This is a genomic window from Paracoccus saliphilus (assembly GCF_028553805.1).
GTDB classification, from domain to species: domain Bacteria; phylum Pseudomonadota; class Alphaproteobacteria; order Rhodobacterales; family Rhodobacteraceae; genus Paracoccus; species Paracoccus saliphilus.
The window spans coordinates 3,230,261-3,255,430 of the sequence record NZ_CP067140.1; the positions used below are offsets into that span (position 1 = coordinate 3,230,261).

Genomic DNA, 25,170 nt, shown 5'->3' on the forward strand with positions numbered 1-25,170 from the left:
AGTCTCCTTAGTTCGATGCCGCGGCATCCGCCGCTTTCTGGTTCAAAATGGTCTTCACACGCGCAACGTCGCGGCGCACGACACGCATACGCGCAGTGTTTTCGAGCTGGCCGGTGGCCTGCTGGAAGCGCAGGTTGAACGCTTCCTTTTTCAGCGAAACGAGCTGCTCTTGCAGCTGGTCCGGGGTCTTCGATTTCAATTCCTGCGCATCCATTGCGCTTATTCCTTTCCAACATCACCGGAGGGCCCTTGATTGCCAAGGCCACCCTGATTCCCGGTGGAGTTTCGAGACGAAGGCCAGCCCATACAGGTCAGCCCCCCGTTTTGCAAGCCCCTTTCGGTGGAAAGGGAAAACCCCGCCAGCTTCCTGGCGGGGTGTCTATTTCGGAAGGTCCGCTTCCGCGGCCTGCCCTTACCAGTCCTGACGCTCGACGATGCGGGTCTGGACCGGCAGCTTCATCGCGCCGAGGCGCAGGGCCTCTTTGGCGATGCTGTCGGAGACGCCGTCGATCTCGAACATGATCCGGCCGGGATGCACGCGGGCGGCCCAGAAATCGACCGAGCCCTTGCCTTTACCCATCCGCACTTCCGTCGGCTTCGACGAGACCGGAACATCCGGGAAAATCCGGATCCAGACCCGACCCTGACGTTTCATGTGGCGGGTGATCGCGCGGCGAGCCGCTTCGATCTGGCGGGCGGTGACGCGCTGAGGCTCGGCGGCTTTCAGGGCGAAGGAGCCGAAATTGATATCGAATCCGCCCTTTGCGTTGCCGTGGATCCGGCCCTTGTGCTGTTTGCGGAACTTCGTCCGTTTAGGTTGCAGCATTGTTCGTTCTCCTTACCGGCCGCCACGCGGACCGCGAGGTGCCGGACCTTCCTGAGCCTCGGCAGCGCGACGATCACGGGCTTGCGGATCATGTTCCATGATCTCGCCCTTGAAGATCCACACCTTGACACCGATGATCCCGTAAGGGGTCGAGGCTTCCGCCAGCGCGTAATCCATGTCGGCGCGCAGCGTGTGCAGGGGCACACGGCCTTCGCGATACCATTCGGTCCGCGCAATCTCGGCACCGCCAAGACGGCCGGCGACGTTCACGCGGATACCCAGGGCACCCATGCGCATCGCGTTCTGGACCGAGCGCTTCATGGCGCGGCGGAACGAGACACGACGCTCGAGCTGCTGAGCGATCGACTCGGCGACCAGAGCGGCATCGACTTCGGGCTTGCGCACTTCGACGATGTTCAGATGCAATTCACTGGTGGTGAAGTTCGACAGCTTCTTGCGCAGTTCCTCGATATCGGCGCCTTTTTTGCCGATGATGACGCCCGGACGCGCAGCGTGAATGGTCACGCGGCACTTCTTGTGCGGACGCTCGATGATGACGCGGCTGATGCCCGCCTGCTTGGCTTCTTTCTTGATGAATTCCCGAATTTTCAGGTCTTCAAGAAGCAGATCGCCATATTCCTTGTCGTCTGCATACCAGCGGCTGTCCCAGGTGCGGTTGACCTGGAGGCGCATCCCGATGGGGTTGACCTTCTGACCCATTACGCTTGCTCCTCGACTTGGCGCACCTTGATGGTGATTTCCGAAAACGGCTTCATGATCTTGCCGAACCGGCCACGAGCCCGCGGACGACCGCGCTTCATGACCAGGTTCTTGCCGACCCAGGCTTCGGCGACGATCAGGTTGTCGACGTCGAGGCCGTGATTGTTCTCGGCATTCGCGATGGCCGACTGAAGGCATTTCTTCACGTCACCCGCGATACGCTTATGCGAGAAGGTCAGATCGGACAGCGCGCGATCCACCTTCTTGCCGCGGATCAGGCCAGCGACGAGATTCAGCTTCTGCGGCGAGACGCGAAGCATCTTGGTCTTCGCCATCGCCTCGTTCTCCGCCACGCGGCGCGGATTTTGTTCCTTACCCATGACGATTACTTCCTCTTGGCTTTCTTGTCCGCCGCGTGACCGTAATAGGTCCGGGTGGGCGAGTATTCACCGAACTTCTGGCCGATCATGTCTTCCGAGACGTTCACGGGGATATGCTTGTGCCCGTTATAGACGCCGAAAGTGAGGCCGACGAATTGCGGCAGGATGGTCGAACGACGCGACCAGATCTTGATGACGTCGGATTTCCCCGACTCACGGGCTTTTTCCGCTTTCTTGAGCACATAGGCGTCAACAAAGGGGCCCTTCCATACAGAACGTGCCATAGATCAACGCCCCTTCTTTTTCGCGTGACGCGACCGCAGGATATACTTGTCGGTCGACTTGTTGCTGCGGGTCTTCTTGCCCTTGGTGTCCTTGCCCCAGGGCGTCACCGGCGTCCGGCCACCCGAGGTACGGCCCTCACCACCACCATGCGGGTGGTCGATCGGGTTCATGACGACACCGCGAACAGAGGGACGGATACCCTTGTGGCGGTTGCGGCCTGCCTTGCCGATATTCTGGTTCGAATGGTCGGCATTCGACACGGCACCGATGGTGGCCATGCATTCCTGGCGGACCATCCGCAGCTCGCCCGAGGAAAGGCGAATCTGGGCATAGCCACCGTCGCGACCCACGAACTGGGCATAGGTGCCAGCCGAACGTGCGATCTGACCGCCCTTGCCGGGCTTCAGCTCGACATTATGGACGATGGTACCGATCGGCATGCCGCTGAAGGGCATGGCGTTGCCCGGCTTCACGTCGACCTTGCTGCTGGCGACGATCTTGTCGCCCACGGCCAGACGCTGCGGCGCGAGGATATAGGCGCGCTCGCCATCCTCGTAAGAGACCAGCGCGATGAAGGCGGTACGGTTGGGATCGTATTCGATCCGCTCGACCACCGCGGTCACGTCGAACTTGTTGCGCTTGAAATCGACGATGCGATACAGGCGCTTTGCCCCGCCGCCCTTGCGGCGCATGGTGATCCGTCCGGTGTTGTTCCGTCCGCCCTTCTTGGTCAAACCCTCGGTGAGAGTCTTGACCGGGCGACCTTTCCAAAGCTCCGAACGGTCGATCAGAACCAGCCCGCGCTGGCCAGGCGTCGTCGGCTTATACGACTTCAATGCCATCTTTCTGTCTTCCGTCGCTTTGGACCAAGATGGTCCGTTTCAATCAAAAAACGCGCGGCCCCGGACAACCGGGGCCGCAGATTCGCAGCCTGTTATCAGAGTCCCGTCGAGACGTCGATAGTGTTCCCCTCCTCGAGGGTCACATAGGCCTTCTTCACATCGCTCCGGCGGCCAAGCTGGCCACGGAAACGCTTTTGCTTGCCCTTGGTGATGGTGGTGTTCACCGCCTTCACCTTGACGCCGAACAAAGCCTCGACCGCTTCCTTGATCTGCGGCTTGGTGGCGTCATTGGTCACCTGAAAGACAACGCCGCTGTTTTCCGAGGTGAGCGTGGCTTTTTCGGTGATGATCGGCTTGACGATCACATCGTAATGTTCGGGTTTCGCGCTCATTTCAGGCGAGCCTCCAGAGCTTCGACACCCGCCCGCGTGATGACCAGGGTATCACGCTTGAGGATGTCATAAACATTGGCGCCCATCGACGGGAGGATATCCACGCCATCGATGTTGCGCGCGGCGCGGGCGAAGCCCTCGTTGACCTCGGTCCCGTCGATCACCAGCACACGCTTCCAGCCGTTTTCCTTGACGGCCTTGGCGACCGCGGCGGTTTTGGCATCGGCGAGGTTCAGATCCTCGATGACCACCAGTTCACCGGCCGTGGCTTTCGCCGACAGCGCGTGCTTCAGGCCCAGGGCCCGCACCTTCTTGGGCAGGTCAAAGGCATGGCTGCGCGGGGTCGGCCCCTTGTAGACGCCACCCTTGCGGAAGATCGGTGCCTTGCGGCTGCCGTGACGTGCGCCACCGGTGCCCTTCTGGCGATAGATCTTCTTGGTCGAGTAGCTGACTTCCGAACGTCCCAGGACCGAATGGGTCCCGGCCTGGGCCTTGGCACGCTGCCAGCGAACGACGCGCTGCAGCAGGTCGCCACGCGGCGCCAGCCCGAAGATCTCGTCGTTCAGATCGATCGACCCGGCCTTGCCCGAGTCCAGTTTGATCACATCGAGTTTCATCACTTGTCTCCTTCGGGCGCGGAGTCGTCAGATGCAGCCTCGCCACCATCGGTCTTGTCGGACTCGATCGAAGCTTCGGCTTCCTTCAGCGCGGCTTCTTCGGCAGCGGCGGCCTCGGCTTCGGCAGCCAGACGGGCTTCCTCTTCCTCGGCGGCGGCCTGTGCGGCGGCTTCCTCGGCCAGGCGCTTGGCCTCTTCAGCGGCCGATTTAAGCGCAGCAGGGAAGATCACGTTTTCGGGCAGAACCTTCTTGACCGCGTCCTTGACCGTCACCCAGCCACCTTTGGACCCGGGAACCGAGCCCTTGACCATGATCAGGCCACGTTCGGCATCGGTGCGAACGACCTGCAGGTTCTGGGTGGTCACACGGGCGGCACCCAGATGACCTGCCATTTTCTTGCCCTTGAACACCTTGCCGGGGTCTTGGCACTGACCGGTCGAACCATGCGAACGGTGGCTGATCGACACACCATGCGTGGCCTCGAGGCCGCGGAAATTGTGCCGCTTCATCGCGCCCGCGAACCCCTTACCGATCGAGGTGCCGGCGATATCCACATACTGACCGGCGAAGTAATGGTCAGCCGTGATTTCCTCACCGACTTTGATCAGGTTCTCTTCGGCGACGCGGAACTCGGCGATCTTGCGCTTGGGCGCGACCGAGGCTTTCGCGAAATGACCGCGCATCGCAGCAGTGGTCCGCTTGGCCTTGGCAGTGCCGGCACCCAGCTGAACGGCGGTATAGCCGTCACGGTCTGCCGTACGCTGGTCGACGACTTGCAGGTTGTCCAGTTGCAGGACGGTCACCGGAACCTGGCGCCCATCCTCGAGGAACAGCCGGGTCATGCCCAGCTTCTTGGCGATAATACCAGTACGTAGCATCGAACCCCTCCTTACACCTTGATCTCGACATCCACGCCGGCGGCGAGGTCGAGTTTCATCAGGGCATCAACGGTCTGGGGCGTCGGATCGACAATATCCAGCAGACGCTTATGCGTACGAATTTCCCACTGGTCGCGCGATTTCTTATCGACATGCGGACCACGCAGGACGGTAAATTTCTCGATTTTGTTCGGAAGCGGAATCGGGCCGCGAACGGTCGCACCGGTGCGCTTGGCCGTGTTGACGATTTCCTGGGTGCTGGCGTCCAGCACGCGGTAATCGAAGGCCTTCAACCGAATGCGGATATTCTGGCTTTGCATGTCACATCCCTCGAATGGGGAGTTCCAGTTGAGAGGCAGACAGAACACCACGCCCTGGCTGCGTCGAACCGTAAAAAAGCGCAGGCCGTCAAATTCCATGACGGCCCGCACCTAAACAATCGATTCTTCCAAAAACCGGAAGCCGATTGCGATGCCGGGGGTAGTGCCTTATCTCATACCGATAGTCAAGAGCAGAAAGCCAGGAAATCCGGCCAAAGCGCAGTCCCTTTTATCTCACGATCTGATCATGTTCCGGCAAAGTGAGATTCCGTTCCTGCGGCCCCCTGCCCTTCCCCGATGGCGACCGGGACGCCGGGCGCGGGAACGCAAAAGGGCCGCCCCATGGGACGGCCCTGTCACGTTTCAGTCGATCCGCTTGTCCGGGATCATTCGATGATCTTCGACACCACGCCGGCGCCAACGGTGCGGCCGCCTTCGCGGATGGCGAAGCGCAGCTTTTCTTCCATCGCGATCGGCGCGATCAGCTCGACCTCGAATTTCAGGTTGTCGCCGGGCATAACCATCTCGGTGCCTTCCGGCAGGTTGACCGTCCCGGTCACATCCGTCGTCCGGAAGTAGAACTGCGGGCGGTAGTTCGCGAAGAACGGCGTATGACGGCCACCCTCGTCCTTGGTCAGGATATAGGCCTCGGCCTCGAACTTCGTATGCGGCTTCACCGAACCCGGCTTGCACAGAACCTGACCGCGCTCAACGCCGTCACGCTCGATGCCGCGCAGCAGCGCACCGATATTGTCGCCCGCTTCACCACGATCCAGCAGCTTGCGGAACATCTCGACGCCCGTGCAGGTGGTCTTCTTGGTGTCGCGGATACCCACGATCTCCAGTTCGTCACCCACGTTCACCGCGCCACGCTCGACACGGCCGGTCACAACCGTCCCGCGGCCGGAAATCGAGAACACGTCCTCGATCGGCATCAGGAAGGGCTGGTCCACGGCGCGCTCAGGCGTCGGGATGTAGTCGTCGACCGCAGCCATCAATTCCTTGATCGAGTTCTCACCGATCTCGGGATCACGGCCTTCCATCGCAGCCAGGGCCGAGCCCTTGATGATCGGGATATCGTCGCCCGGATAGTCGTAGCTCGACAGAAGCTCGCGCACTTCCATCTCGACCAGTTCCAGCAGCTCCTCGTCATCGACCTGGTCAACCTTGTTCAGGTAAACCACGATCTTCGGGATGCCGACCTGGCGGCCCAGCAGGATGTGCTCGCGCGTTTGCGGCATCGGGCCGTCAGCGGCGTTCACCACCAGGATCGCGCCGTCCATCTGCGCCGCGCCCGTGATCATGTTCTTCACGTAGTCGGCGTGGCCGGGGCAGTCGACGTGAGCATAGTGACGGTTCTCGGTCTCGTATTCGACATGCGCCGTCGAGATCGTGATCCCGCGCGCCTTCTCTTCCGGTGCGCCGTCAATCTGATCATAGGCGCGGAAATCGCCGAAATACTTCGTGATCGCAGCCGTCAGCGTCGTCTTGCCGTGGTCAACGTGACCAATCGTCCCGATGTTGACGTGCGGTTTGTTCCGTTCAAACTTTGCCTTTGCCATGAGTGGCTCCTTTTCGTTCTTCAGGGGCGGGCGTCAGCCAACCCAAATCAGGCGTATTTCTTCTGGATCTCGTCAGAGATGTTCTGCGGGACGGCTTCGTAATGCGAGAATTGCATCGTGAACACCGCGCGGCCCGAGGACATCGAACGCAGGTTATTGATGTAGCCGAACATGTTTGCCAGAGGCACGGCTGCGTCGATGACATTGGCGTTGCCACGCGAGTCCTGCCCGCGAACCATGCCGCGGCGGCTGGTCAGGTCGCCGATGATCGAACCGGTATATTCCTCCGGCGTCACCACTTCGACCTTCATGATCGGCTCCAGCAGTTTCGCACCGGCCTTGCGCAGACCTTCACGCATGGCAGCGCGCGATGCGATCTCGAAGGCCAGAACCGAGGAGTCGACATCGTGGAACGCGCCGTCGATCAGCGCGACCTTGAAGTCGATCACCGGGAAGCCGGCCAGCGGCCCGGAATCCATCACCGACTTGATGCCTTTCTCGACGCCCGGGATATATTCCTTCGGCACCGCACCACCGACGATGCGCGATTCGAATGAATAGCCCTCGCCCGGCTCGGTCGGCGTGATGATCAGCTTGACGCGCGCGAACTGACCGGTACCGCCGGTCTGTTTCTTGTGCGTGTAGTCGATCTCGGCCTCGGACGAGATGGTTTCGCGGTAAGCCACCTGCGGCGCACCGATATTCGCCTCGACCTTGAATTCGCGCTTCATGCGGTCGACCAGGATGTCGAGATGAAGTTCGCCCATCCCCTTCATGATCGTCTGCCCCGATTCCAGATCGGTTTCGACGCGGAAGGACGGATCCTCGGCAGCCAGACGTTGAAGGGCAAGCCCCATCTTTTCCTGGTCGGCCTTGGATTTCGGCTCGACCGCGATCTCGATCACCGGATCCGGGAAGGTCATGGTTTCCAGAACGACCTGCTTGTTCGTGTCCGACAACGTGTCGCCCGTGGTGGTCTCTTTCAGACCGGCCAGCGCGATGATGTCGCCTGCGAACGCCTCTTCGATCTCGGAACGGCTGTTCGAATGCATCATCATCATACGACCGATACGCTCGCGCCTGCCCTTGGTCGAGTTCATGATCGAATCGCCCTTCTTCAGAACGCCGGAATAGATCCGGGTGAAGGTCAGCGAGCCGACGAAGGGGTCGTTCATGATCTTGAATGCCAGGGCCGAGAAAGGCTCGGAGTCGTCTGCGTGGCGCGGGATGTTGCGGGTTTCCGTCTCGTCATCAGGCGCGAAACCCATATAGGCGGGCACGTCCAGCGGCGAGGGCAGGAAGTCGATGACCGCGTTCAGCAGCGGCTGGACACCCTTGTTCTTGAAGGCGGAACCGGCAGCGACGGGGAAGAAGCTCAGCGACAACGTGCCCTTGCGGATCAGGTTGCGCAGGGTTTCCTCGTCAGGCTCGTTGCCTTCGAGATAGGCTTCCATGGCATCATCGTCCTGCTCGACGGCAAGCTCGATCATGTTGTTGCGCCATTCTTCCGCCACGTCCTTCAGCTCGTCACGGATCGGCTGACGGACCCAGCTTGCGCCGAGATCCTCGCCCTGCCAGACCCATTCTTCCATCTTGATCAGATCGACGATGCCTTCCAGCTTGTCCTCGGCCCCGATCGGCAATGTGATCGGGCAAGGCGTACCGCCGGTGCGGTCCTTGATCATACGCACGCAGTTGAAATAGTCGGCGCCGATCTTGTCCATCTTGTTGACGAAAACGATCCGCGGAACCTTGTAGCGGTCGGCCTGGCGCCAGACGGTCTCGGTCTGCGGCTCGACACCGGCATTGGCGTCCAGCAGACAGATCGCGCCATCCAGAACGGCCAGCGAACGCTCCACCTCGATGGTGAAATCGACGTGGCCCGGCGTGTCGATGATGTTGAAGCGGTACTTGGTGTCCGAAGTCCCCTCGGTGGTCGGGTCCTCCTGACGCTGCCAGAACGTGGTGGTCGCGGCGGAAGTGATGGTGATGCCGCGTTCCTGTTCCTGCTCCATCCAGTCCATGGTCGCGGCGCCGTCATGCACTTCGCCGATCTTGTGCGACTTGCCGGTATAGAAAAGGATACGCTCGGTCGTTGTCGTCTTGCCGGCATCGATGTGGGCCATGATGCCGAAATTCCGATAACGCTGCAGCGGATAATCGCGTGCCATGGAATGGGTCCTTTCGCTTACCAGCGGTAATGGCTGAACGCTTTGTTCGCGTCGGCCATCTTGTGGGTGTCTTCGCGCTTCTTGACGGCCGTGCCGCGACCGTTCACGGCATCGGACAGCTCGCCTGCAAGGCGCTCTTCCATCGTGTTCTCGTTGCGGTTCTTGGCCGCGGTGATCAGCCAGCGGATCGCCAGCGCCTCACGGCGGATCGGCCGAACCTCGACCGGAACCTGGTAGGTCGCACCACCGACGCGGCGCGAACGCACCTCGACCGAGGGCTTCACGTTGTCGAGGGCTTCGTGGAACACCTCGATCGGCTCGCGCTTCAGGCGGTTCTCGACGCGGTCCAGCGCATTATAGACGATGCGCTCGGCAGTCGATTTCTTGCCGTCAACCATCAGGTTGTTCATGAATTTGGTCAGCACGCGATCGCCAAATTTGGCGTCGGGCAGGATTTCGCGCTTTTCAGCGGCGTGACGACGGGACATGTGCCTATCTCCTTACTTCGGACGCTTCGCGCCGTATTTCGAACGACGCTGGCGACGATCCTTGACACCCTGGGTATCCAGCACACCGCGCAGGATGTGATAACGGACACCCGGAAGGTCTTTCACACGGCCGCCACGGATCAGCACGACGCTGTGCTCCTGCAGGTTGTGCTTTTCGCCCGGAATATAGGAGATGACCTCGTAGCCATTCGTCAGGCGGACCTTGGCCACCTTACGCATAGCGGAGTTCGGCTTCTTCGGCGTCGTGGTATAGACGCGCGTGCAGACGCCGCGCTTCTGCGGGCATCCTTGCAGGTGCATCGATTTCGAGCGCTGCACTCTGGGCTGCCGCGGCTTGCGGATCAGCTGTTGAATCGTCGGCATTCGGTTCCCCGTCTTGCTCTGTCAATACTCGCAGCCACCGGCTGCGCCACTTCTCGACGGCATTCCACGCGAATCGTGAAATGCCAAACCCATCCGGCCCCGCATTGAAGGGGTGGACAGGAAAAATTCCAGAGGATCGGGGTATTATGACCCGGATCATGACCACATAGGTTCTGGTACCCGAAGCGGAATCCCGCCGGGTGCGGGGCGTATAGGAGGAATCGGCGTGGCTGTCAACACGACCCGCCGCGCAATCGTAATCCAATCAGCCGGTGTGATGATGCCGGAGCCCCGGCTATGACGACACCGCACGGAGTGCATTCTGCAACGGCTTCAGTTCGATGTCAAAGCGGCGTTGCAATGCACCAAGATCCCACGGCCGGGTATTGTGCTTGGGCAGCTTGAAATCGCTGTCATTTGTTCCGTGCCGCCCACGCAGGAACATATTCTTGTCATTGAGCGTCAGGGTCGGCATGAAGCAATGCAATTGATGATGCCCCCAGACAAACAGGCTCTTGGACGAACGCGGCGGCAGATACAGCGTCTGCGCACAGGTCCATGTCGAGGCGAAGGTCCGATAGAGCTGCGCCTCCCTGCCGTCGGCCTCGAGGATGAACCCGCTGGTGTAATCGCTGCTGACCATTTCGAAACGCTGATATAGCGGGGCCATAAAGGCATCGAAATCGGCGCGCACGCGCTGCACGTAATCCCGTGCCAGCGCATCGTCGTCATCCAGCCGGAACTGCGCGATCACATCCGCATCCGGTTCCGTATATCGGTCGAATGCGCCATTGCAGATCTCGTAATGCTTGCCCGGATCGACGAAATCCAGCCGGATGGCCGGGCAGCCGGACACCGCCTCGGCCAGTTGATCCTGCCACTTTTGCGGCATGAGGCTGCTTGCCAGGACCACGAAGATGAAATCCTGATCGGTCTGCGCCCGGATCGACGGCATCAGCGCATGCGTGAACCAGGCCATCCGGATCGCCATCCGGGTATCGTCGAACAGATAGGCCGCCCTTTCTTCGACCGATGACGGACCACGCTTGAAGCCGCCTTCCGTCACAAGCGAAAAGCGGCAAACCCCGATAGGCTGAATTTTCGTGGCGGCCATCTCGGACCTCCTGCAACAGTTTGGATAAATCGTCCCGGTCGGAAATGATCGAGGCTACTGGTCAGTTCCGCAAAAGCCTCTCCAACCGCTGACGCCGCAGGTCGAATCGCCGGGCCAACTGCCGGTTCAGCTTGTCATCCTCTAGCTGCCACGGCAGCCCCGGCCCCATATCTCCGGAATCGCTGTCCCCGTGAACGGTGCGGATGAACATCAGCGGACGCGTCACCGATATGCCGGGCATCCATTGCGCAAGTTTGGAGTGATTGTAATTCAACGCGGTTTCATCCGCATCCGGCGACAGGAATATCGTCAGCGCCGCCGTCGCGTTGTGACAGATACGGGGGATGAGCTTCATTTCGCCCTTCTCGAATTTAAGGATCAATCCGCGCGAATAATCCAGCGAAAGCTTGCCCTCGTTTTTCCAAAGCCCCTTCACGCGGCGGAAATCCTTGCGCGTCGCCTCGACGTAATCCACCGCCACGGCATCGTCGTCATCATGGCGGAAATGCCCGATCACATCGGCGGACGGATCGACATGCGGAGCGATCGCTGCACGGCAGGCCGCCAGATGCCGCTCCATCGGCGGAACCGGTTCCAGATGCAACTGTGGGATCTCGGCCGCCAAGTCGCGCAGCCGCGACAGATAGGGTTCGGGCAGATCGGGCCCAGTCATCACGACCAGCGTGAAGTCGGGATCGGTCTGCGCACGCCAGGCTGGCAGGGCGATCTCGGTGAACCAGAACCAGCGCCGCTCCAGCCGCTCCGGATCATATAGATAGGCCCGGCGCTCCTCGTAGCTTTGATGTTCAACCTGATAGCCCCGCAGACCGACATAGGAAAACCGGCAGAGCCCCAACATCTGTACACGCATCACTCTCTCCTCAACTGTGCCTCACGCCAGATCGAATAGATACCCGCGCCGACGACCAGCACGGCACCGGTCCAGGTCCAGATATCCGGCCAGTCGCCGAATACCAGCAGTCCAGCGATAATCGCAACGATCAACGAGGTGTAGCGGAACGGGGCAACATAGGAAATCTCGCCCACTCTCATGGCCGACACGGATGTCATGTAGCCAAGCGTCAGGAACGCTCCGGCCAGCAGCAGGAGCAGCAATTGCGACAGGCTCGGCGCCGCCCAGCCCTGCCCGAGACTGGCGATGAAGCCCAGCAGAGTCACGGATACCGCCGCGAAGAAAGCTATGGTGGTGGAACTGACCCCCCAGCTGAATTTCCGCGTTGCCAGGTCGCGCAAGGTGACCATCACGACCGCACCAAGGGCTACCAGGGACCAGATCCCGAAGGTGCCGCTACCGGGACGCAGGATGAACATGACCCCCACCAGGCCAATGCCGACGGCGCTCATCCGCCGCCAGCCCAGTTTCTCACCAAACAGTAGCGCCGCGCCAAACATGACCACCAGCGGCAACGACTGCATGACCGCCGAGAGGTCTCCGATCGCCATGTTTTGAAGCGCGTTCAGGAACAGTATGGTGGAACAGACCTCGCCCGCCACCCGCGCGGCCATGAGAAGTCGGTCAGAGCGGGGAACAGCGAGGCGCAATCCGCCTTCGCGCAACGCCAGCAGCAGAATTCCCAGCATCACCACCAGCCCGCGCAGGGTAATCGCCTGGTAGAGTGGCATGTCCTGTGTGACGAATTTCATCACCACATCGTTGCAGGTAAAGCCGAGCATCGAGAAGCACATCAATGTCGCGCCGCGCAGGTTGTCGCCCGGCTGGAGTGGCTTGGCGGCGATTGATGGCGGACGCACCCTGCGGAAAGGTGAAATGATGGGCGTGCGCATCGGTGATATCCTCCTGCATCGCCCAAGCGTTAGGCGGTCATTCCGGCCAGAGCAAGAGGGGCACGATCAAGGGGTGGTATTCCCGAAGTTCACGAAACCGACACCCTACATAAGAAGAGGCCCGGCAGATCGCCGGGCCTCTTCGTCTTTTCGTCATTCAGGGTCGATCACTCTTCGCTGCCCGCATCGGGCATGTCGGCCGGTGCAGCTTCAGCTGCCGGTTCCGGCGCGGCCAGAGCCGCGGCGGCTTCGGCCTCGGCGCGGCGGGCTTCGACCACCTCGTTGTCACGCTCGGAAGCGATGCGGCGAACGCGGGTGGTTGCGCCACCTGTGCCTGCCGGGATCAACCGGCCGACGATGACGTTCTCTTTCAGCCCGACCAGCTTGTCGCGCTTGCCCTGGACCGAAGCCTCGGTCAGCACGCGGGTCGTTTCCTGGAAGGAGGCCGCCGAGATGAAGCTGCGGGTCTGCAGGCTGGCCTTGGTGATCCCCAGGAGGACCGGCTCACCCACGGCCGGACGACCGCCCCGCGCTTCGATCTTGGCATTCTCTTCCTCGAACTCGTCGCGCTCGACATGCTCGCCCTTGAGCAGGGTTGTCTCACCGCTGTCGATGATCTCGATCTTCTGAAGCATCTGGCGAACGATCACCTCGATATGCTTGTCGTTGATCTTCACACCCTGCAACCGGTAGACGTCCTGCACCTCGTCGATCAGGTAGTCGGCCAGCGCCTCGATCCCCAGGATCCGCAGGATGTCATGCGGAGCCGGGTTGCCATCCATGATGTAGTCGCCCCTCTGCACGAAGTCGCCTTCCTGCACCGGGATGTGCTTGCCTTTCGGCACCATGTATTCGATCGGCTCCTGACCTTCCTCGGACGGATCGATGGCGATACGGCGCTTGTTCTTGTAGTCCTTGCCAAAGCGCACATAGCCATCTGCCTCGGCGATGATGGCGTGATCCTTGGGACGACGGGCCTCGAACAGTTCCGCCACGCGGGGAAGGCCCCCGGTGATGTCCTTGGTTCTGGCACCTTCGCGCGGAATACGAGCCACCACGTCGCCCGGACGGATTTCCTGGCCGTCTTCGATCGACAGAATGGCGTCCACCGACATCGGATAGCTGACCGGGTTGCCCTGATCGTTGCGAACCGGCTCGCCATTGGCATCCATGATGATGATTTCCGGCTTCAGGTCGTTGCTGCGTGGTGCAGAGCGCCAGTCAGTCACGATCTTCTGAGACATGCCGGTCGCATCGTCGGTTTCGTCGCGGACCGACAGGCCCGAAACGAGATCGACGAATTTCGCCACGCCGCCCTTTTCGGCAATGATCGGCAGGGTATAGGGATCCCATTCGAACAGCTTGGCGCCGCGAATGACCCGCTCTCCGGCTTTCACGAACAGTTTGCTGCCATAGAACAGCTTGTGGCTGGCACGCTCGACACCCTGATCATCGACGATGACCACCTGCATGTTGCGCGACATCACGACCTGTTCGCCATTCGCATTGGCCAGCACGTTCTCGTTACGGAACTCGACCTTGCCTTCATGCGAAGCAGCCTGGAACGACTGCTGCCCGCCCTGGGCGATACCGCCGATATGGAAGGTCCGCATCGTCAGCTGCGTGCCGGGCTCGCCAATGGACTGAGCGGCGATGATGCCGACAGCCTCGCCGATATTGACCAGCGTACCGCGAGCTAGGTCGCGGCCATAGCAAAGCGCGCAGACCCCATCTTCGGATTCGCAGGTCAGGGCAGACCGGATGCGAACCGTCAGAACGCCCGCCTGCTCGATCTCGTCGGCCTTGCGTTCGTCGATCAGATCCCCGGCGCGAGCGATGATCTCGTCCTCGCCCGGAACCACCACGTCCTCGGCCGCGACACGGCCCAGGATGCGCTCGGACAGTGGCGCGATCACCTCACCATCGTTGATCGCCGCCGAGGCGGTGATCGAATGCTCGGTGCCGCAATCATGCTCGCGGATGATGCAGTCCTGCGCGACATCCACCAGACGGCGGGTCAGGTAGCCCGAGTTCGCCGTCTTCAGAGCGGTGTCCGACAGACCTTTCCGCGCGCCGTGGGTCGAGTTGAAGTATTCAAGAACGGTCAGGCCTTCCTTGAAGTTCGAGATGATCGGCGTCTCGATGATCTCGCCCGAGGGCTTGGCCATCAGGCCGCGCATCCCGCCGAGCTGCTTCATCTGATTGACCGAGCCCCGAGCACCCGAATGCGCCATCATGTAGACGCTGTTCGGTTCCTGCTCGGCATTGTTCTCGTCCCGCTTGCTGGCCGAGATGGTGGACATCATCGATTCGGTCACCCGGTCGTTACATTTCGACCAGGCATCCACGACCTTGTTATACTTCTCACCCTGGGTGATGAGGCCGTCCAGATATTGCTGTTCGAACTCTTTCACCTGGCTCTGGACTTCGTCCACGATGGTCCACTTGTTGTCCGGGATCACCATGTCGTCCTTGCCGAAGCTGATGCCGGCGCGGAAGGCTTCGCGGAAACCCATGCCCATGATCTGGTCACAGAAGATCACCGACTCCTTCTGACCGCAATAGCGATAGACCGTGTCGATGACATGCTGCACATCCTTCTTGCGCAGCAGGCGGTTGACCAGCTCGAACGGAGCCTTGGCGTTCAACGGCAGCAAGGCGCCCAACCGGATGCGGCCCGGCGTCGTCTCGAAGCGAACGAGAACCTCGTTGCCGTTCTCGTCGACCTGGCGCAGCCGCGCCATGATCTTGGCGTGCAGATGCACCTCGCCGGCGGCAAGGGCGTGCTCGACCTCTTCGACATTGGCGAAAGCCATGCCCTCGCCCTTCATGCCCTCGCGCTCCATCGTGATGTAGTAGAGGCCAAGGATCATATCCTGCGACGGCACGATGATCGGCGCGCCGTTGGCAGGCGACAGCACGTTGTTCGTGGACATCATCAGCACACGCGCTTCCAGCTGCGCCTCGAGGCTCAGCGGGACGTGCACGGCCATCTGGTCGCCGTCGAAATCGGCGTTGAAGGCCGAGCAGACCAGCGGATGAAGCTGGATCGCCTTGCCCTCGATCAGGATCGGCTCGAATGCCTGGATGCCAAGGCGGTGCAGCGTCGGCGCACGGTTCAGCAGAACCGGATGCTCGCGGATCACCTCGTCGAGGATATCCCAGACCTCGGGGCGCTCTTTCTCGACCAGCTTTTTCGCCTGTTTGACGGTGCTGGACAGCCCCTTCGCCTCAAGCCGCGAATAGATGAACGGCTTGAACAGTTCGAGCGCCATCTTCTTGGGCAAACCGCATTGATGCAGCTTAAGCTCGGGACCGGTCACGATGACCGAACGGCCCGAGAAGTCCACGCGCTTGCCCAACAGGTTCTGCCGGAAGCGGCCCTGCTTGCCTTTCAGCATGTCCGACAGCGACTTCAGCGGGCGACGGTTGTTGCCCGTGATGACGCGGCCGCGACGGCCATTGTCGAACAGAGCATCGACCGATTCCTGCAGCATCCGCTTTTCGTTGCGGACGATGATATCGGGCGCACGCAGCTCGATCAGGCGCTTCAGACGGTTATTCCGGTTGATAACCCGGCGATACAGGTCGTTCAGATCCGAAGTCGCAAAGCGGCCACCGTCCAGCGGAACCAGCGGACGCAGTTCCGGCGGAATGACCGGAACGACGGTCAGCACCATCCATTCCGGACGGTTGCCGGATTCGAGGAAGCTTTCGACGATCTTCAGCCGCTTGATGATCTTTTTCGGCTTCAGTTCACCGGTGGCCTCTTTCAGATCCTCGCGCAGCTGTTCTGCCGTTGCCGCCAGGTCGATATTGGCCAGCATGGTGCGGATCGCCTCGGCGCCGATATCGGCGGTGAACGCATCGGCACCGTAATTGTCCTGCGCGTCGAGATATTCCTCTTCGCTCATCAACTGGCCATAGGCCAGATCGGTCAGGCCGGGCTCGATGACGACGTAATTCTCGAAATAGAGGATCCGCTCCAGGTCGCGCAGCGTCATGTCCAGCATCAGGCCGATGCGCGAGGGCAGCGACTTGAGGAACCAGATATGTGCGACAGGCGCGGCCAGTTCGATATGGCCCATGCGCTCGCGGCGGACCTTTTGCAACGTCACCTCGACACCGCATTTCTCGCAGACGAGGCCGCGATATTTCATCCGCTTGTATTTGCCGCACAGGCACTCGTAGTCCTTGATCGGGCCAAAGATACGCGCGCAGAACAGCCCGTCACGCTCGGGCTTGAACGTGCGGTAGTTGATGGTTTCGGGTTTCTTCACCTCGCCGAAGGACCAGGCCAGAATTTCTTCCGGCGAGGCCAGCGAGATCTTGATTTCGTCGAACTGCCGCGGCGCTGCCAGCGGGTTCAGGGGATTGGAGGCAAGTTCCTGGTTCATTTTCAAATCCTAATGAAGGGTACGGGAAAGTCGGGTGAGGGCTTGCGCCCTCACTCTTCTTCTTCCGCATCCAGGAGTTCCATGTTGAGGCCCAGACCCCGGACCTCCTTGACCAGCACGTTGAACGATTCCGGCACGCCAGCCTCGAAATTGTCCTCGCCCTTGACGATGGACTCGTAGACCTTGGTCCGTCCGGCGACGTCGTCCGACTTCACGGTCAGCATCTCTTGCAGGGTATAGGCGGCACCATAGGCTTCGAGGGCCCAGACCTCCATCTCACCCAAGCGCTGTCCGCCGAACTGCGCCTTGCCGCCCAGAGGCTGCTGCGTGACCAACGAGTAGGGACCGGTCGAGCGTGCGTGCATCTTGTCGTCGACAAGATGGTGCAGCTTGAGGATATATTTCATCCCCACCGTGACCGGACGGGCGAATTGCTCGCCAGTCCGGCCATCGAAGACGATGGACTGCCCCGAACTGTCAAAGCCCGCACGCGTCAGCGCGTCGTTGATATCGGCCTCCTTGGCCCCGTCAAAGACCGGGGTTGCGATCGGCACACCGGTACGAACCGTGTTGGCATGTTCGACAAGCGTATCGTCTTCCATGTCAGCAAAGGTCTCGGCATACATCTCTTCGCCATAGCCGTTCTTCACCGCATCGCGCACCGGGGACATGTCGCCATCGCGGCGATAAGCCTCCAACGCCTCGTCAATCTTGATGCCAAGACCGCGCGATGCCCAACCCATGTGGGTTTCAAGGATCTGACCGACATTCATCCGCGACGGCACGCCGAGCGGGTTCATGACGAGATCGACCGGAGTCCCGTCCGCAAGGAACGGCATGTCCTCCATCGGCACGACCTTGGAGACGACACCCTTGTTGCCGTGACGACCGGCCATCTTGTCGCCCGCCTGAAGCTTGCGCTTCACGGCGACAAAGACCTTGACCATCTTCATCACGCCCGGCGGCAGGTCGTCGCCCTGGCGGACCTTTTCGACCTTGTCCTCGAAGCGGGCCTCCAGCAGCTTCTTCTGGCTGTCATATTGCTGGTTCAGCGCCTCGAGTTCCTTGGCGATCTCTTCCTCGCCAATCGCAAGCTGCCACCACTGACCACGGCTCAGCGTGCCCAGCAATTCCTCGGTGATCTCGGAATTCGCCTTGACGCCTTTCGGCCCCTTGACGGCGACCTTGCCCATGATCAGCGACTTCAGACGCGCATAGATGTTGCGGTCGAGGATCGCCTGCTCGTCATCCCGGTCACGGGCCAGACGCTCGACTTCCTCGCGCTCGATCTGCAGCGCACGCTCGTCCTTCTCGACGCCGTGACGGTTGAAGACGCGGACCTCGACGATGGTGCCGTAAGCGCCGGGCGGCAGACGCAGCGAAGTGTCGCGAACATCGGACGCCTTTTCACCAAAGATGGCGCGCAGCAGCTTTTCTTCCGGCGTCATCGGGCTTTCGCCCTTCGGCGTGATCTTGCCCACCAGGATATCGCCCGGACCGACTTCGGCACCGATATAAACGATGCCTGCCTCGTCCAGGTTGCGCAGCGCCTCTTCACCGACATTGGGGATGTCGCGGGTGATTTCCTCGGGCCCCAGCTTGGTGTCGCGGGCCGCCACTTCGTATTCGTCGATATGAATCGAGGTGAACACGTCGTCGCGGTGAATCCGCTCGGAGATCAGGATCGAGTCCTCGTAGTTGTAGCCGTTCCAGGGCATGAAGGCGACGACCACGTTCCGGCCGATGGCCAGTTCGCCCTGATCCGTCGAGGGACCGTCGGCAATGACCTGATCGCCCACAACTTTTTCGCCCACCTTGACCAGCGGACGCTGGTTGATGGTCGAGGACTGGTTCGAGCGTTTGAACTTGCGCAGACGATAGATGTCCACGCCCGCGTCGCCCGCGCCCAGATCTTCGGTGGCACGCACAACGATCCGCTGCGCATCGACCTGGTCGATGATCCCGCCACGGCGCGCCATGATCGCGGCACCCGAGTCGCGGGCCACGATGGCTTCCATCCCGGTACCGACAAAGGGCGCTTCGGCACGCAGCAGAGGCACGGCCTGACGCTGCATGTTCGAACCCATCAGAGCACGGTTGGCGTCGTCGTTTTCCAGGAAGGGGATCAGGGCGGCCGCGACCGAGACCAGCTGCTTCGGCGACACGTCGATCAGATCGACCGCATCGACCGGGTTGAGCATGAAGTCACCGGCCTGACGGGTGCTGACCAGTTCCTGTACGAACTTGCCATCTTCGTCCAGTTCGGCATTGGCCTGGGCCACGGTGTGGCGCATTTCCTCGGTTGCCGACATGTAGACGACGTCATCGGTGACCTTGCCATCCTCGACCTTACGGTAAGGGGTCTCGATAAAGCCGTATTTGTTCACGCGAGCAAAGGTGGCCAGCGAGTTGATCAAACCAATGTTCTGACCTTCCGGCGTCTCGATCGGGCACATCCGGCCATAATGGGTCGGATGAACATCGCGAACCTCGAAGCCCGCGCGTTCACGCGTGAGACCGCCCGGCCCAAGCGCGGACAGGCGGCGCTTATGCGTCACCTCGGAGAGCGGGTTGGTCTGGTCCATGAATTGCGACAGCTGCGAAGAGCCGAAGAATTCGCGCACCGCAGCCGCAGCCGGTTTCGCGTTGATCAGGTCCTGAGGCATGACAGTGTCGATCTCGGTCTGCGACATGCGCTCGCGGATCGCGCGCTCCATGCGCAACAAACCGACCCGATACTGGTTTTCCATCAGTTCGCCGACCGAGCGCACCCGGCGGTTGCCGAGGTGATCGATATCGTCGATCTCGCCCTTGCCATCGCGCAGGCCGACCAGATCACCCACACAAGCCACGATATCTTCGGGGCGCAGGGTACGCTGCGTGTCGGGTGCGTCCAGGTTGAGGCGCATGTTCATCTTGACCCGGCCGACAGCCGAGAGATCGTAACGCTCGGAATCGAAGAACAGGCTGTTGAACAGCGTCGAGGCGGCCTCGACGGTGGGCGGTTCGCCCGGACGCATGACGCGATAGATATCCATCAGCGCCTGCTCGCGGTTCATGTTCTTGTCCGCGGCCATGGTGTTGCGGATATAGGGGCCGACATTGACATGATCGATGTCGAGAACCGGGATATCCGTCACGCCGTTATCCAGCAGGGTTTTCAGAAGCCCGCCGTTCAGGTCGCCTTCCTTGTCGTATTCCGCGGTGATCTCGTCCCCGGCCTCGGCATAGATGAAACCGGTTTCCTCGTTGATGATATCCTTGGCGACAAAGCGGCCGATGATCCGGTCGAAGGGCAGCAGCAAATTCACCTGCTCGCCCGATTCCAGCAGTTGCTTGACCAGGCGCGGAGTCACCTTGTCTCCCGCCTTGGTGATGACCTCGCCGGTATCGGCGTTCACCAGATCATAGGAGGGACGGGTGCCGCGCACGCGCTCGGGGAAGAAGCGGGTAACCCAGCCCTGCTCCCGCCCGGTCTTGCGCAGGCCGTAATCGACGGTTTCGTAGAAGGCATCCATGATGCCCTCCTGATCCATGCCGAGCGCATAAAGCAGCGTCGTCACCGGCAGTTTCCGGCGACGGTCGATGCGGGCAAAGACCAGATCCTTGGCGTCGAATTCGAAATCCAGCCAGCTGCCGCGATAGGGAATGATGCGGCAGGCGAACAGCAGTTTGCCCGAAGAATGGGTCTTGCCGCGGTCATGGTCGAAGAACACGCCGGGGCTGCGGTGCATCTGGCTGACCACGACACGCTCGGTCCCGTTTACGATGAAGGTGCCGTTATAGGTCATCAGGGGCATGTCGCCCATGAAGACATCCTGTTCCTTGATGTCCTTGACCGAACGGGCGCCGGTATTCTCATCGACATCGAACACGATCAGACGCAGCGTCACCTTGAGCGGCGCCGCATAGGTCATGTCGCGCTGCTGACACTCGTCGACGTCATATTTCGGACGTTCCAGATCGTATTTCACGAATTCCAGCGTCGCAGTCTCGTTGAAGTCCTTGATCGGGAACACGGACTGGAAAACGCCCTGAATGCCGTCACCGTCATTGTGACCTTCGCCCTCGCCCGATTTGAGGAACAGCTCGTAGGAAGACTTCTGAACCTCGATCAGGTTCGGCATCTTCAGAACTTCGCGGATATTGCCGTAATAGCGCCGGATACGCTTCTGGCCGACATAGGATTGCGCCATGGGGTCTTATCACCTTTCGTCTTCGCGCGCGTCTCGGGTCGGGGCCCCCGAGGCGCGGCCTACGAATGCAGGGGTGAGGTTCCATACTTGCCGCCCGTCCCACCGCGCGGCTCCCGAACCTCGAACATGCCCTGAAGGAAGGTCTTACGCAGCGTCAACAAAGACCGCCCTTCAAGACAGGTTCGGCAGGGACCGGGAAATCCCGGACCCTGCCCTTTTTCGATCAGCCTTGACAGGCCGATTACTTCAGCTCGACCTTCGCACCAGCGTCTTCGAGCTTTTTCTTCATTTCTTCGGCTTCGTCCTTGGACGCGCCTTCCTTGATCTTGCCGCCGGCTTCGACCAGGTCCTTGGCTTCTTTCAGGCCCAGGCCGGTGATGCCGCGAACTTCCTTGATCACGTTGATCTTGCTTGCACCGGCTTCGACCAGAACAACGTCGAATTCGGTCTTCTCTTCAGCAGCCTCGCCGCCATCGGCAGCAGGGCCAGCCATCATGACGGCGCCGCCAGCAGCGGGCTCGATGCCGTATTCGTCTTTCAGGATGGTTTTCAGTTCCTGGGCTTCCAGCAGGGTCAGGCCCACGATTTCTTCGGCGAGTTTTTTCAGATCAGCCATTTTTCCGTTCTTTCAGTTAGTGTTCCAACGTCGAGTATTCAACCACTCGTCGGGAAAGGGTTGCGTCAAGCCGCCTCTCGATCCTCAAGGGTCGAGAGGATGCCCGCGATATTGCTTGCAGGGGCGCCAATCGCGCCGGCGATGTTCGAAGCAGGTGCACCGATGCAGCCCACGATCGAAGCGATAAGCTCGTCACGCGATGGCATCGCTGCAACGGCTTTCACGCCAGCAACGTCTAGAGCCGACTCACCCATCGAGCCGCCGAGGATTTTGAACTTGTCATTATCCTTGGCATATTTATCGGCGACCTTCGCAGCAGCGACAGGATCCTCCGAATAGGTGAGCACGGTCATGCCCGTCAGGTAGTCTGCAATGCTTGCGCATGGCTTACCCTCGAGGGCGATCTTGGCGAGCCTGTTCTTGGCAACACGCACCGAACCGCCCGCTTCGCGCATGCGCGAGCGAAGGTCCTGCATTTGCGCAACCGTCATTCCCTCGTAGTGGGCAACCACAACGACGCCAGAGCTTTCAAAGATCTGGCCGAGTTCGTCGACCACCTGTTCTTTTTGCGCTCTATCCACGGTTTCACTCCAATTTGGGGGTTTCCCCCCGGCTCTCACTTTTCCCGGTCACAAGGAACCGGGTCGGGTCCGCTAGGGACAAGATCGCCCGAAGGTTGACCTTCGGAAAAATGCTTGCTCCCCATCTCAGGAAGGACATTAAGCCGTCACCCTTTCAGGTTCAGGCACCCTCCGTCTCGGACAGGACAGGGCGGCCTTGCGGCTACCCCGCCATTCGCCGGATCGCTCCGGCAAATTTCATCAGGCTTCGGACGCCGCCGAAGCGATGTCCAGCGACACGCCAGGCCCCATCGTCGAGCTGATCGAGACCTTTTTCAGATAGGTCCCTTTCGCGCCGGTCGGCTTGGCCTTGTTCACCGCGTCGACGAAGGCACGGATATTCTGTGCCAGCTTGTCGGCATCGAAGGACGCCTTGCCGACGCCGGCATGAACCACGCCCGCCTTCTCGGCCTTGAACTGGACCTCACCGCCCTTGGCGGCCTTGACGGCATCTGCGACATCCATCGTCACCGTGCCGACCTTGGGGTTCGGCATCAGGTTACGCGGACCGAGGATTTTGCCGAGACGGCCAACCAGCGGCATCATGTCAGGAGTGGCGATGCAACGGTCGAATTCGATCTTGCCCGACTGCACGGTTTCCATCAGGTCCTCGGCGCCGACGATATCGGCACCGGCCTCTTTCGCCTCGTCGGCCTTGGGGCCACGCGCGAATACGGCGACACGGACATCCTTGCCGGTCCCGGCGGGCAGCGTCACGACGCCACGCACCATCTGGTCGGCATGGCGCGGGTTTACGCCCAGGTTCATCGCGATCTCGACAGTCTCGTCGAATTTCGCCTGCACATTACCCTTGACCAGCTTGACGGCATCCTCGACCGAAAGGTTCGATTTGCCTTCGAAGGCGGCGCGAGCTGCGGCTTTCTTTTTCGAAATCTTCGCCATGGCTTAGCCTTTCACCTCGATACCGATCGAACGGGCCGAACCGAGCACGATCTTCATCGCTTGCTCGATGTCATTCGCCGACAGGTCCTGCATCTTGGTTTCCGCGATCTCACGCACCTGCTTGACGGTAACGTAACCGGCGGTCACACGACCCGGAGTTTCCCCGCCCCTTGCACGGTTCCGCTTACCCTGCGGCTTCAGCCCGGCGGCTCTCTTCAACAGGAAGGACGCGGGCGGCGTCTTCGTCTCGAAGGTGAACGACTTGTCGGCATAATAGGTGATCACGACCGGAACGGGCGAACCCTTTTCCATCTCCTGCGTCTTGGCGTTGAACGCCTTGCAGAATTCCATGATATTGATGCCGCGCTGACCCAGAGCGGGGCCAACGGGGGGCGACGGGTTGGCTTCACCCGCCTTGATCTGCAGCTTCAGCTGCCCGACAACTTTCTTGGCCATCTGGCCTTCTCCTTTATCATCACGCCCCACCCATAACTGGGCTCAGGGCCGACTTAGCGGTACGGCGGCAAGCCTCCCGCAACCAATCACGCGGTCTTCGCGACCTGCGTGAATTCCAGCTCGACCGGCGTAGGCCGGCCAAAGATCGACACGGTGACCTTGATGCGCGCGGACACCTCGTCAACCTCTTCGACCATGCCCGAGAACCCTTCGAAGGGCCCGTCGGTCACGTTCACCCTCTCACCCACATCAAAGCGGATAAGGTTGCGCGGCGCAGCCTCGTCCCCTTCGCCGGTGCGGTGAAGGATCGTATTCACTTCCTCGTCGCGCATCGGCATCGGCCGGCCCTGCGCACCGAGAAATCCGGTCACCCGGTTGATCGAGTTCACCAGGTGATAGGCGCGGTCCGTCATCTCCATATGGACCAGCACATAGCCTGGCATGAAGCGGCGCTCCGAGGTCACCTTCTTGCCACGGCGAATCTCGATGACCTCTTCGGTCGGCACCAACACCTCGTCGATCTGCTCCTCAAGCTCCTTCTCGGCCACCGACTGGCGAATCGCCTCGGCGACCTTTTTTTCGAAGTTCGAAAGGACGCTGACCGAATACCAACGTTTTGCCATGCCTCTAGCGACCCCTGCTCATTGGGAGAATCACGCGATACACGCGCCAAGCCCCTGAATTCAAATATGTTCGGCAAAATTGAAATCGGCGCGCATGCGGATTCGATGCACGCCGTTTGCCGGACAGTCGGGCGCAAATAACGCCACGGACCCGAAATTGCAAGCCCCGATCAGCCGCTGATCATCTGCAAGCCGTTGGTGATACCGAAGCGGATCACCAGATCGACCAGGAAGAAGAACAGGCTGGTCAGCGCCGCCATGATGAGAACCATGATCGTGGTCGTCACCACCTCGCGGCGATTCGGCCATGTGATCTTGGAGCCTTCGGCACGAACCTGATTGATAAACTGGACGGGATTGGGCACGATCGGCTCCTTCGAGTATGCAGGGGCATAACTTAGCCAAGCCACGGCGGGCTTTCAACCCTGGCTGTCCCGATCCGGGATGGAGAATCCCCCATCCGGAAAAAGAGACTGGCAGGGGCAGAGGGACTCGAACCCACGACCCTCGGTTTTGGAGACCGATGCTCTACCAACTGAGCTATACCCCTATGGCCGTGCGACCGTTTACGGCA

Annotated in this window: 25 protein-coding genes and 1 tRNA gene; all 26 read right to left on the reverse strand. The window is 60.8% G+C overall.

From position 1 onward, the window contains the following. Positions 1–7 precede the first annotated feature (7 nt). Positions 8–214, reverse strand: a complete 207-nt coding sequence (gene rpmC, locus JHX88_RS15585; protein WP_076526680.1) for a 50S ribosomal protein L29 — start codon at positions 212–214, stop codon at positions 8–10. Positions 215–412: 198 nt separating this feature from the next. Then, the gene (gene rplP / locus JHX88_RS15590) at positions 413–826 is read right to left on the reverse strand and encodes a 50S ribosomal protein L16 (RefSeq protein ID WP_076526681.1); all 414 of its coding nucleotides are present in this window, start codon (positions 824–826) and stop codon (positions 413–415) included. 12 nt (positions 827–838) lie between these two features. Continuing rightward, positions 839–1,546, reverse strand: a complete 708-nt coding sequence (gene rpsC, locus JHX88_RS15595) for a 30S ribosomal protein S3 (protein WP_076526682.1) — start codon at positions 1,544–1,546, stop codon at positions 839–841. After that, a complete protein-coding gene (gene rplV / locus JHX88_RS15600; protein ID WP_076526683.1) occupies positions 1,546–1,926 on the reverse strand; it encodes a 50S ribosomal protein L22 in 381 nt (126 codons plus the stop codon). Before rplV ends, rpsC begins: the two co-directional genes overlap by 1 nt. Positions 1,927–1,931: 5 nt before the next feature. Next, a complete protein-coding gene (gene rpsS / locus JHX88_RS15605; RefSeq protein WP_076526684.1) occupies positions 1,932–2,210 on the reverse strand; it encodes a 30S ribosomal protein S19 in 279 nt (92 codons plus the stop codon). A gap of 3 nt (positions 2,211–2,213) precedes the next feature. Beyond that, entirely contained in the window at positions 2,214–3,053 is an 840-nt protein-coding gene (rplB, locus tag JHX88_RS15610) for a 50S ribosomal protein L2 (RefSeq protein ID WP_076526685.1), read from the reverse strand. Between the two features lie 95 nt (positions 3,054–3,148). Continuing rightward, on the reverse strand, positions 3,149–3,445 hold the full coding sequence (locus JHX88_RS15615) for a 50S ribosomal protein L23 (protein WP_076526686.1): 297 nt from the start codon (positions 3,443–3,445) through the stop codon (positions 3,149–3,151). Then, positions 3,442–4,062: a 50S ribosomal protein L4 gene (gene rplD / locus JHX88_RS15620; RefSeq protein ID WP_076526687.1), complete on the reverse strand. Its 621-nt coding sequence runs from the start codon at positions 4,060–4,062 to the stop codon at positions 3,442–3,444. The genes JHX88_RS15615 and rplD overlap by 4 nt, the downstream gene beginning before the upstream one ends. Next, a complete protein-coding gene (gene rplC / locus JHX88_RS15625; RefSeq protein ID WP_076526688.1) occupies positions 4,062–4,940 on the reverse strand; it encodes a 50S ribosomal protein L3 in 879 nt (292 codons plus the stop codon). Before rplC ends, rplD begins: the two co-directional genes overlap by 1 nt. Positions 4,941–4,951: 11 nt before the next feature. After that, positions 4,952–5,260, reverse strand: a complete 309-nt coding sequence (gene rpsJ / locus JHX88_RS15630) for a 30S ribosomal protein S10 (protein ID WP_076526789.1) — start codon at positions 5,258–5,260, stop codon at positions 4,952–4,954. A 386-nt stretch (positions 5,261–5,646) separates the two neighbouring features. Next, entirely contained in the window at positions 5,647–6,822 is a 1,176-nt protein-coding gene (gene tuf / locus JHX88_RS15635) for an elongation factor Tu (protein ID WP_076526689.1), read from the reverse strand. Positions 6,823–6,869: 47 nt separating this feature from the next. Beyond that, positions 6,870–8,993, reverse strand: coding sequence for an elongation factor G (fusA, locus tag JHX88_RS15640; protein WP_076526690.1), 2,124 nt, complete (start codon positions 8,991–8,993; stop codon positions 6,870–6,872). 17 nt (positions 8,994–9,010) lie between these two features. Beyond that, on the reverse strand, positions 9,011–9,481 hold the full coding sequence (gene rpsG, locus JHX88_RS15645) for a 30S ribosomal protein S7 (protein ID WP_076526691.1): 471 nt from the start codon (positions 9,479–9,481) through the stop codon (positions 9,011–9,013). Positions 9,482–9,493: 12 nt separating this feature from the next. Continuing rightward, positions 9,494–9,865, reverse strand: a complete 372-nt coding sequence (rpsL, locus tag JHX88_RS15650) for a 30S ribosomal protein S12 (RefSeq protein WP_076526692.1) — start codon at positions 9,863–9,865, stop codon at positions 9,494–9,496. Between the two features lie 295 nt (positions 9,866–10,160). Then, positions 10,161–10,979 carry a glycosyltransferase gene (locus JHX88_RS15655; protein ID WP_076526693.1) on the reverse strand — a complete coding sequence of 273 codons (819 nt, stop codon included), beginning with the start codon at positions 10,977–10,979 and terminating at the stop codon, positions 10,161–10,163. Between the two features lie 61 nt (positions 10,980–11,040). Then, positions 11,041–11,850 (reverse strand): glycosyltransferase, encoded by an 810-nt coding sequence (locus tag JHX88_RS15660; RefSeq protein WP_084203168.1) that lies wholly within the window; start codon positions 11,848–11,850, stop codon positions 11,041–11,043. After that, on the reverse strand, positions 11,850–12,785 hold the full coding sequence (locus tag JHX88_RS15665; RefSeq protein ID WP_076526695.1) for a DMT family transporter: 936 nt from the start codon (positions 12,783–12,785) through the stop codon (positions 11,850–11,852). Before JHX88_RS15665 ends, JHX88_RS15660 begins: the two co-directional genes overlap by 1 nt. Positions 12,786–12,952: 167 nt before the next feature. Next, complete coding sequence (gene rpoC / locus JHX88_RS15670) at positions 12,953–17,182, reverse strand: DNA-directed RNA polymerase subunit beta' (RefSeq protein WP_076526696.1); 4,230 nt, start codon at positions 17,180–17,182, stop codon at positions 12,953–12,955. Positions 17,183–17,232: 50 nt separating this feature from the next. After that, complete coding sequence (gene rpoB / locus JHX88_RS15675) at positions 17,233–21,378, reverse strand: DNA-directed RNA polymerase subunit beta (RefSeq protein ID WP_076526697.1); 4,146 nt, start codon at positions 21,376–21,378, stop codon at positions 17,233–17,235. A gap of 241 nt (positions 21,379–21,619) precedes the next feature. Then, positions 21,620–21,994, reverse strand: coding sequence for a 50S ribosomal protein L7/L12 (gene rplL, locus JHX88_RS15680; RefSeq protein WP_076526698.1), 375 nt, complete (start codon positions 21,992–21,994; stop codon positions 21,620–21,622). A 65-nt stretch (positions 21,995–22,059) separates the two neighbouring features. Beyond that, a complete protein-coding gene (gene rplJ, locus JHX88_RS15685; protein WP_076526699.1) occupies positions 22,060–22,575 on the reverse strand; it encodes a 50S ribosomal protein L10 in 516 nt (171 codons plus the stop codon). Between the two features lie 240 nt (positions 22,576–22,815). Continuing rightward, positions 22,816–23,517, reverse strand: coding sequence for a 50S ribosomal protein L1 (rplA, locus tag JHX88_RS15690; RefSeq protein ID WP_076526700.1), 702 nt, complete (start codon positions 23,515–23,517; stop codon positions 22,816–22,818). Positions 23,518–23,520: 3 nt separating this feature from the next. Then, the gene (gene rplK / locus JHX88_RS15695) at positions 23,521–23,973 is read right to left on the reverse strand and encodes a 50S ribosomal protein L11 (RefSeq protein ID WP_076526701.1); all 453 of its coding nucleotides are present in this window, start codon (positions 23,971–23,973) and stop codon (positions 23,521–23,523) included. Between the two features lie 86 nt (positions 23,974–24,059). Continuing rightward, entirely contained in the window at positions 24,060–24,596 is a 537-nt protein-coding gene (nusG, locus tag JHX88_RS15700; RefSeq protein ID WP_076526702.1) for a transcription termination/antitermination protein NusG, read from the reverse strand. Between the two features lie 170 nt (positions 24,597–24,766). Continuing rightward, positions 24,767–24,961 carry a preprotein translocase subunit SecE gene (gene secE, locus JHX88_RS15705; RefSeq protein WP_084203170.1) on the reverse strand — a complete coding sequence of 65 codons (195 nt, stop codon included), beginning with the start codon at positions 24,959–24,961 and terminating at the stop codon, positions 24,767–24,769. Positions 24,962–25,070: 109 nt separating this feature from the next. Beyond that, a tRNA-Trp gene (locus JHX88_RS15710) sits at positions 25,071–25,146 on the reverse strand. Positions 25,147–25,170 lie beyond the last annotated feature (24 nt).

Excerpts from the sequence above, each read along its gene's own strand:
- fusA (WP_076526690.1), bottom strand. The coding sequence starts at position 8,993 with ATGGCACGCGATTATCCGCTGCAGCGTTATCGGAATTTCGGCATCATG.
- rplL (WP_076526698.1), bottom strand. The coding sequence starts at position 21,994 with ATGGCTGATCTGAAAAAACTCGCCGAAGAAATCGTGGGCCTGACCCTG.
- rplV (WP_076526683.1), bottom strand. The coding sequence starts at position 1,926 with ATGGGTAAGGAACAAAATCCGCGCCGCGTGGCGGAGAACGAGGCGATG.
- rplP (WP_076526681.1), bottom strand. The coding sequence starts at position 826 with ATGCTGCAACCTAAACGGACGAAGTTCCGCAAACAGCACAAGGGCCGG.
- rpsG (WP_076526691.1), bottom strand. The coding sequence starts at position 9,481 with ATGTCCCGTCGTCACGCCGCTGAAAAGCGCGAAATCCTGCCCGACGCC.
- tuf (WP_076526689.1), bottom strand. The coding sequence starts at position 6,822 with ATGGCAAAGGCAAAGTTTGAACGGAACAAACCGCACGTCAACATCGGG.
- rplC (WP_076526688.1), bottom strand. The coding sequence starts at position 4,940 with ATGCTACGTACTGGTATTATCGCCAAGAAGCTGGGCATGACCCGGCTG.
- rplK (WP_076526701.1), bottom strand. The coding sequence starts at position 23,973 with ATGGCCAAGAAAGTTGTCGGGCAGCTGAAGCTGCAGATCAAGGCGGGT.
- rpsJ (WP_076526789.1), bottom strand. The coding sequence starts at position 5,260 with ATGCAAAGCCAGAATATCCGCATTCGGTTGAAGGCCTTCGATTACCGC.
- rplD (WP_076526687.1), bottom strand. The coding sequence starts at position 4,062 with ATGAAACTCGATGTGATCAAACTGGACTCGGGCAAGGCCGGGTCGATC.
- rplA (WP_076526700.1), bottom strand. The coding sequence starts at position 23,517 with ATGGCGAAGATTTCGAAAAAGAAAGCCGCAGCTCGCGCCGCCTTCGAA.
- rpoB (WP_076526697.1), bottom strand. The coding sequence starts at position 21,378 with ATGGCGCAATCCTATGTCGGCCAGAAGCGTATCCGGCGCTATTACGGC.
- rplB (WP_076526685.1), bottom strand. The coding sequence starts at position 3,053 with ATGGCATTGAAGTCGTATAAGCCGACGACGCCTGGCCAGCGCGGGCTG.
- rpsS (WP_076526684.1), bottom strand. The coding sequence starts at position 2,210 with ATGGCACGTTCTGTATGGAAGGGCCCCTTTGTTGACGCCTATGTGCTC.
- rpsC (WP_076526682.1), bottom strand. The coding sequence starts at position 1,546 with ATGGGTCAGAAGGTCAACCCCATCGGGATGCGCCTCCAGGTCAACCGC.
- JHX88_RS15665 (WP_076526695.1), bottom strand. The coding sequence starts at position 12,785 with ATGCGCACGCCCATCATTTCACCTTTCCGCAGGGTGCGTCCGCCATCA.
- nusG (WP_076526702.1), bottom strand. The coding sequence starts at position 24,596 with ATGGCAAAACGTTGGTATTCGGTCAGCGTCCTTTCGAACTTCGAAAAA.
- rpsL (WP_076526692.1), bottom strand. The coding sequence starts at position 9,865 with ATGCCGACGATTCAACAGCTGATCCGCAAGCCGCGGCAGCCCAGAGTG.
- JHX88_RS15615 (WP_076526686.1), bottom strand. The coding sequence starts at position 3,445 with ATGAGCGCGAAACCCGAACATTACGATGTGATCGTCAAGCCGATCATC.
- JHX88_RS15655 (WP_076526693.1), bottom strand. The coding sequence starts at position 10,979 with ATGGCCGCCACGAAAATTCAGCCTATCGGGGTTTGCCGCTTTTCGCTT.
- rpmC (WP_076526680.1), bottom strand. The coding sequence starts at position 214 with ATGGATGCGCAGGAATTGAAATCGAAGACCCCGGACCAGCTGCAAGAG.
- JHX88_RS15660 (WP_084203168.1), bottom strand. The coding sequence starts at position 11,850 with ATGCGTGTACAGATGTTGGGGCTCTGCCGGTTTTCCTATGTCGGTCTG.
- rpoC (WP_076526696.1), bottom strand. The coding sequence starts at position 17,182 with ATGAACCAGGAACTTGCCTCCAATCCCCTGAACCCGCTGGCAGCGCCG.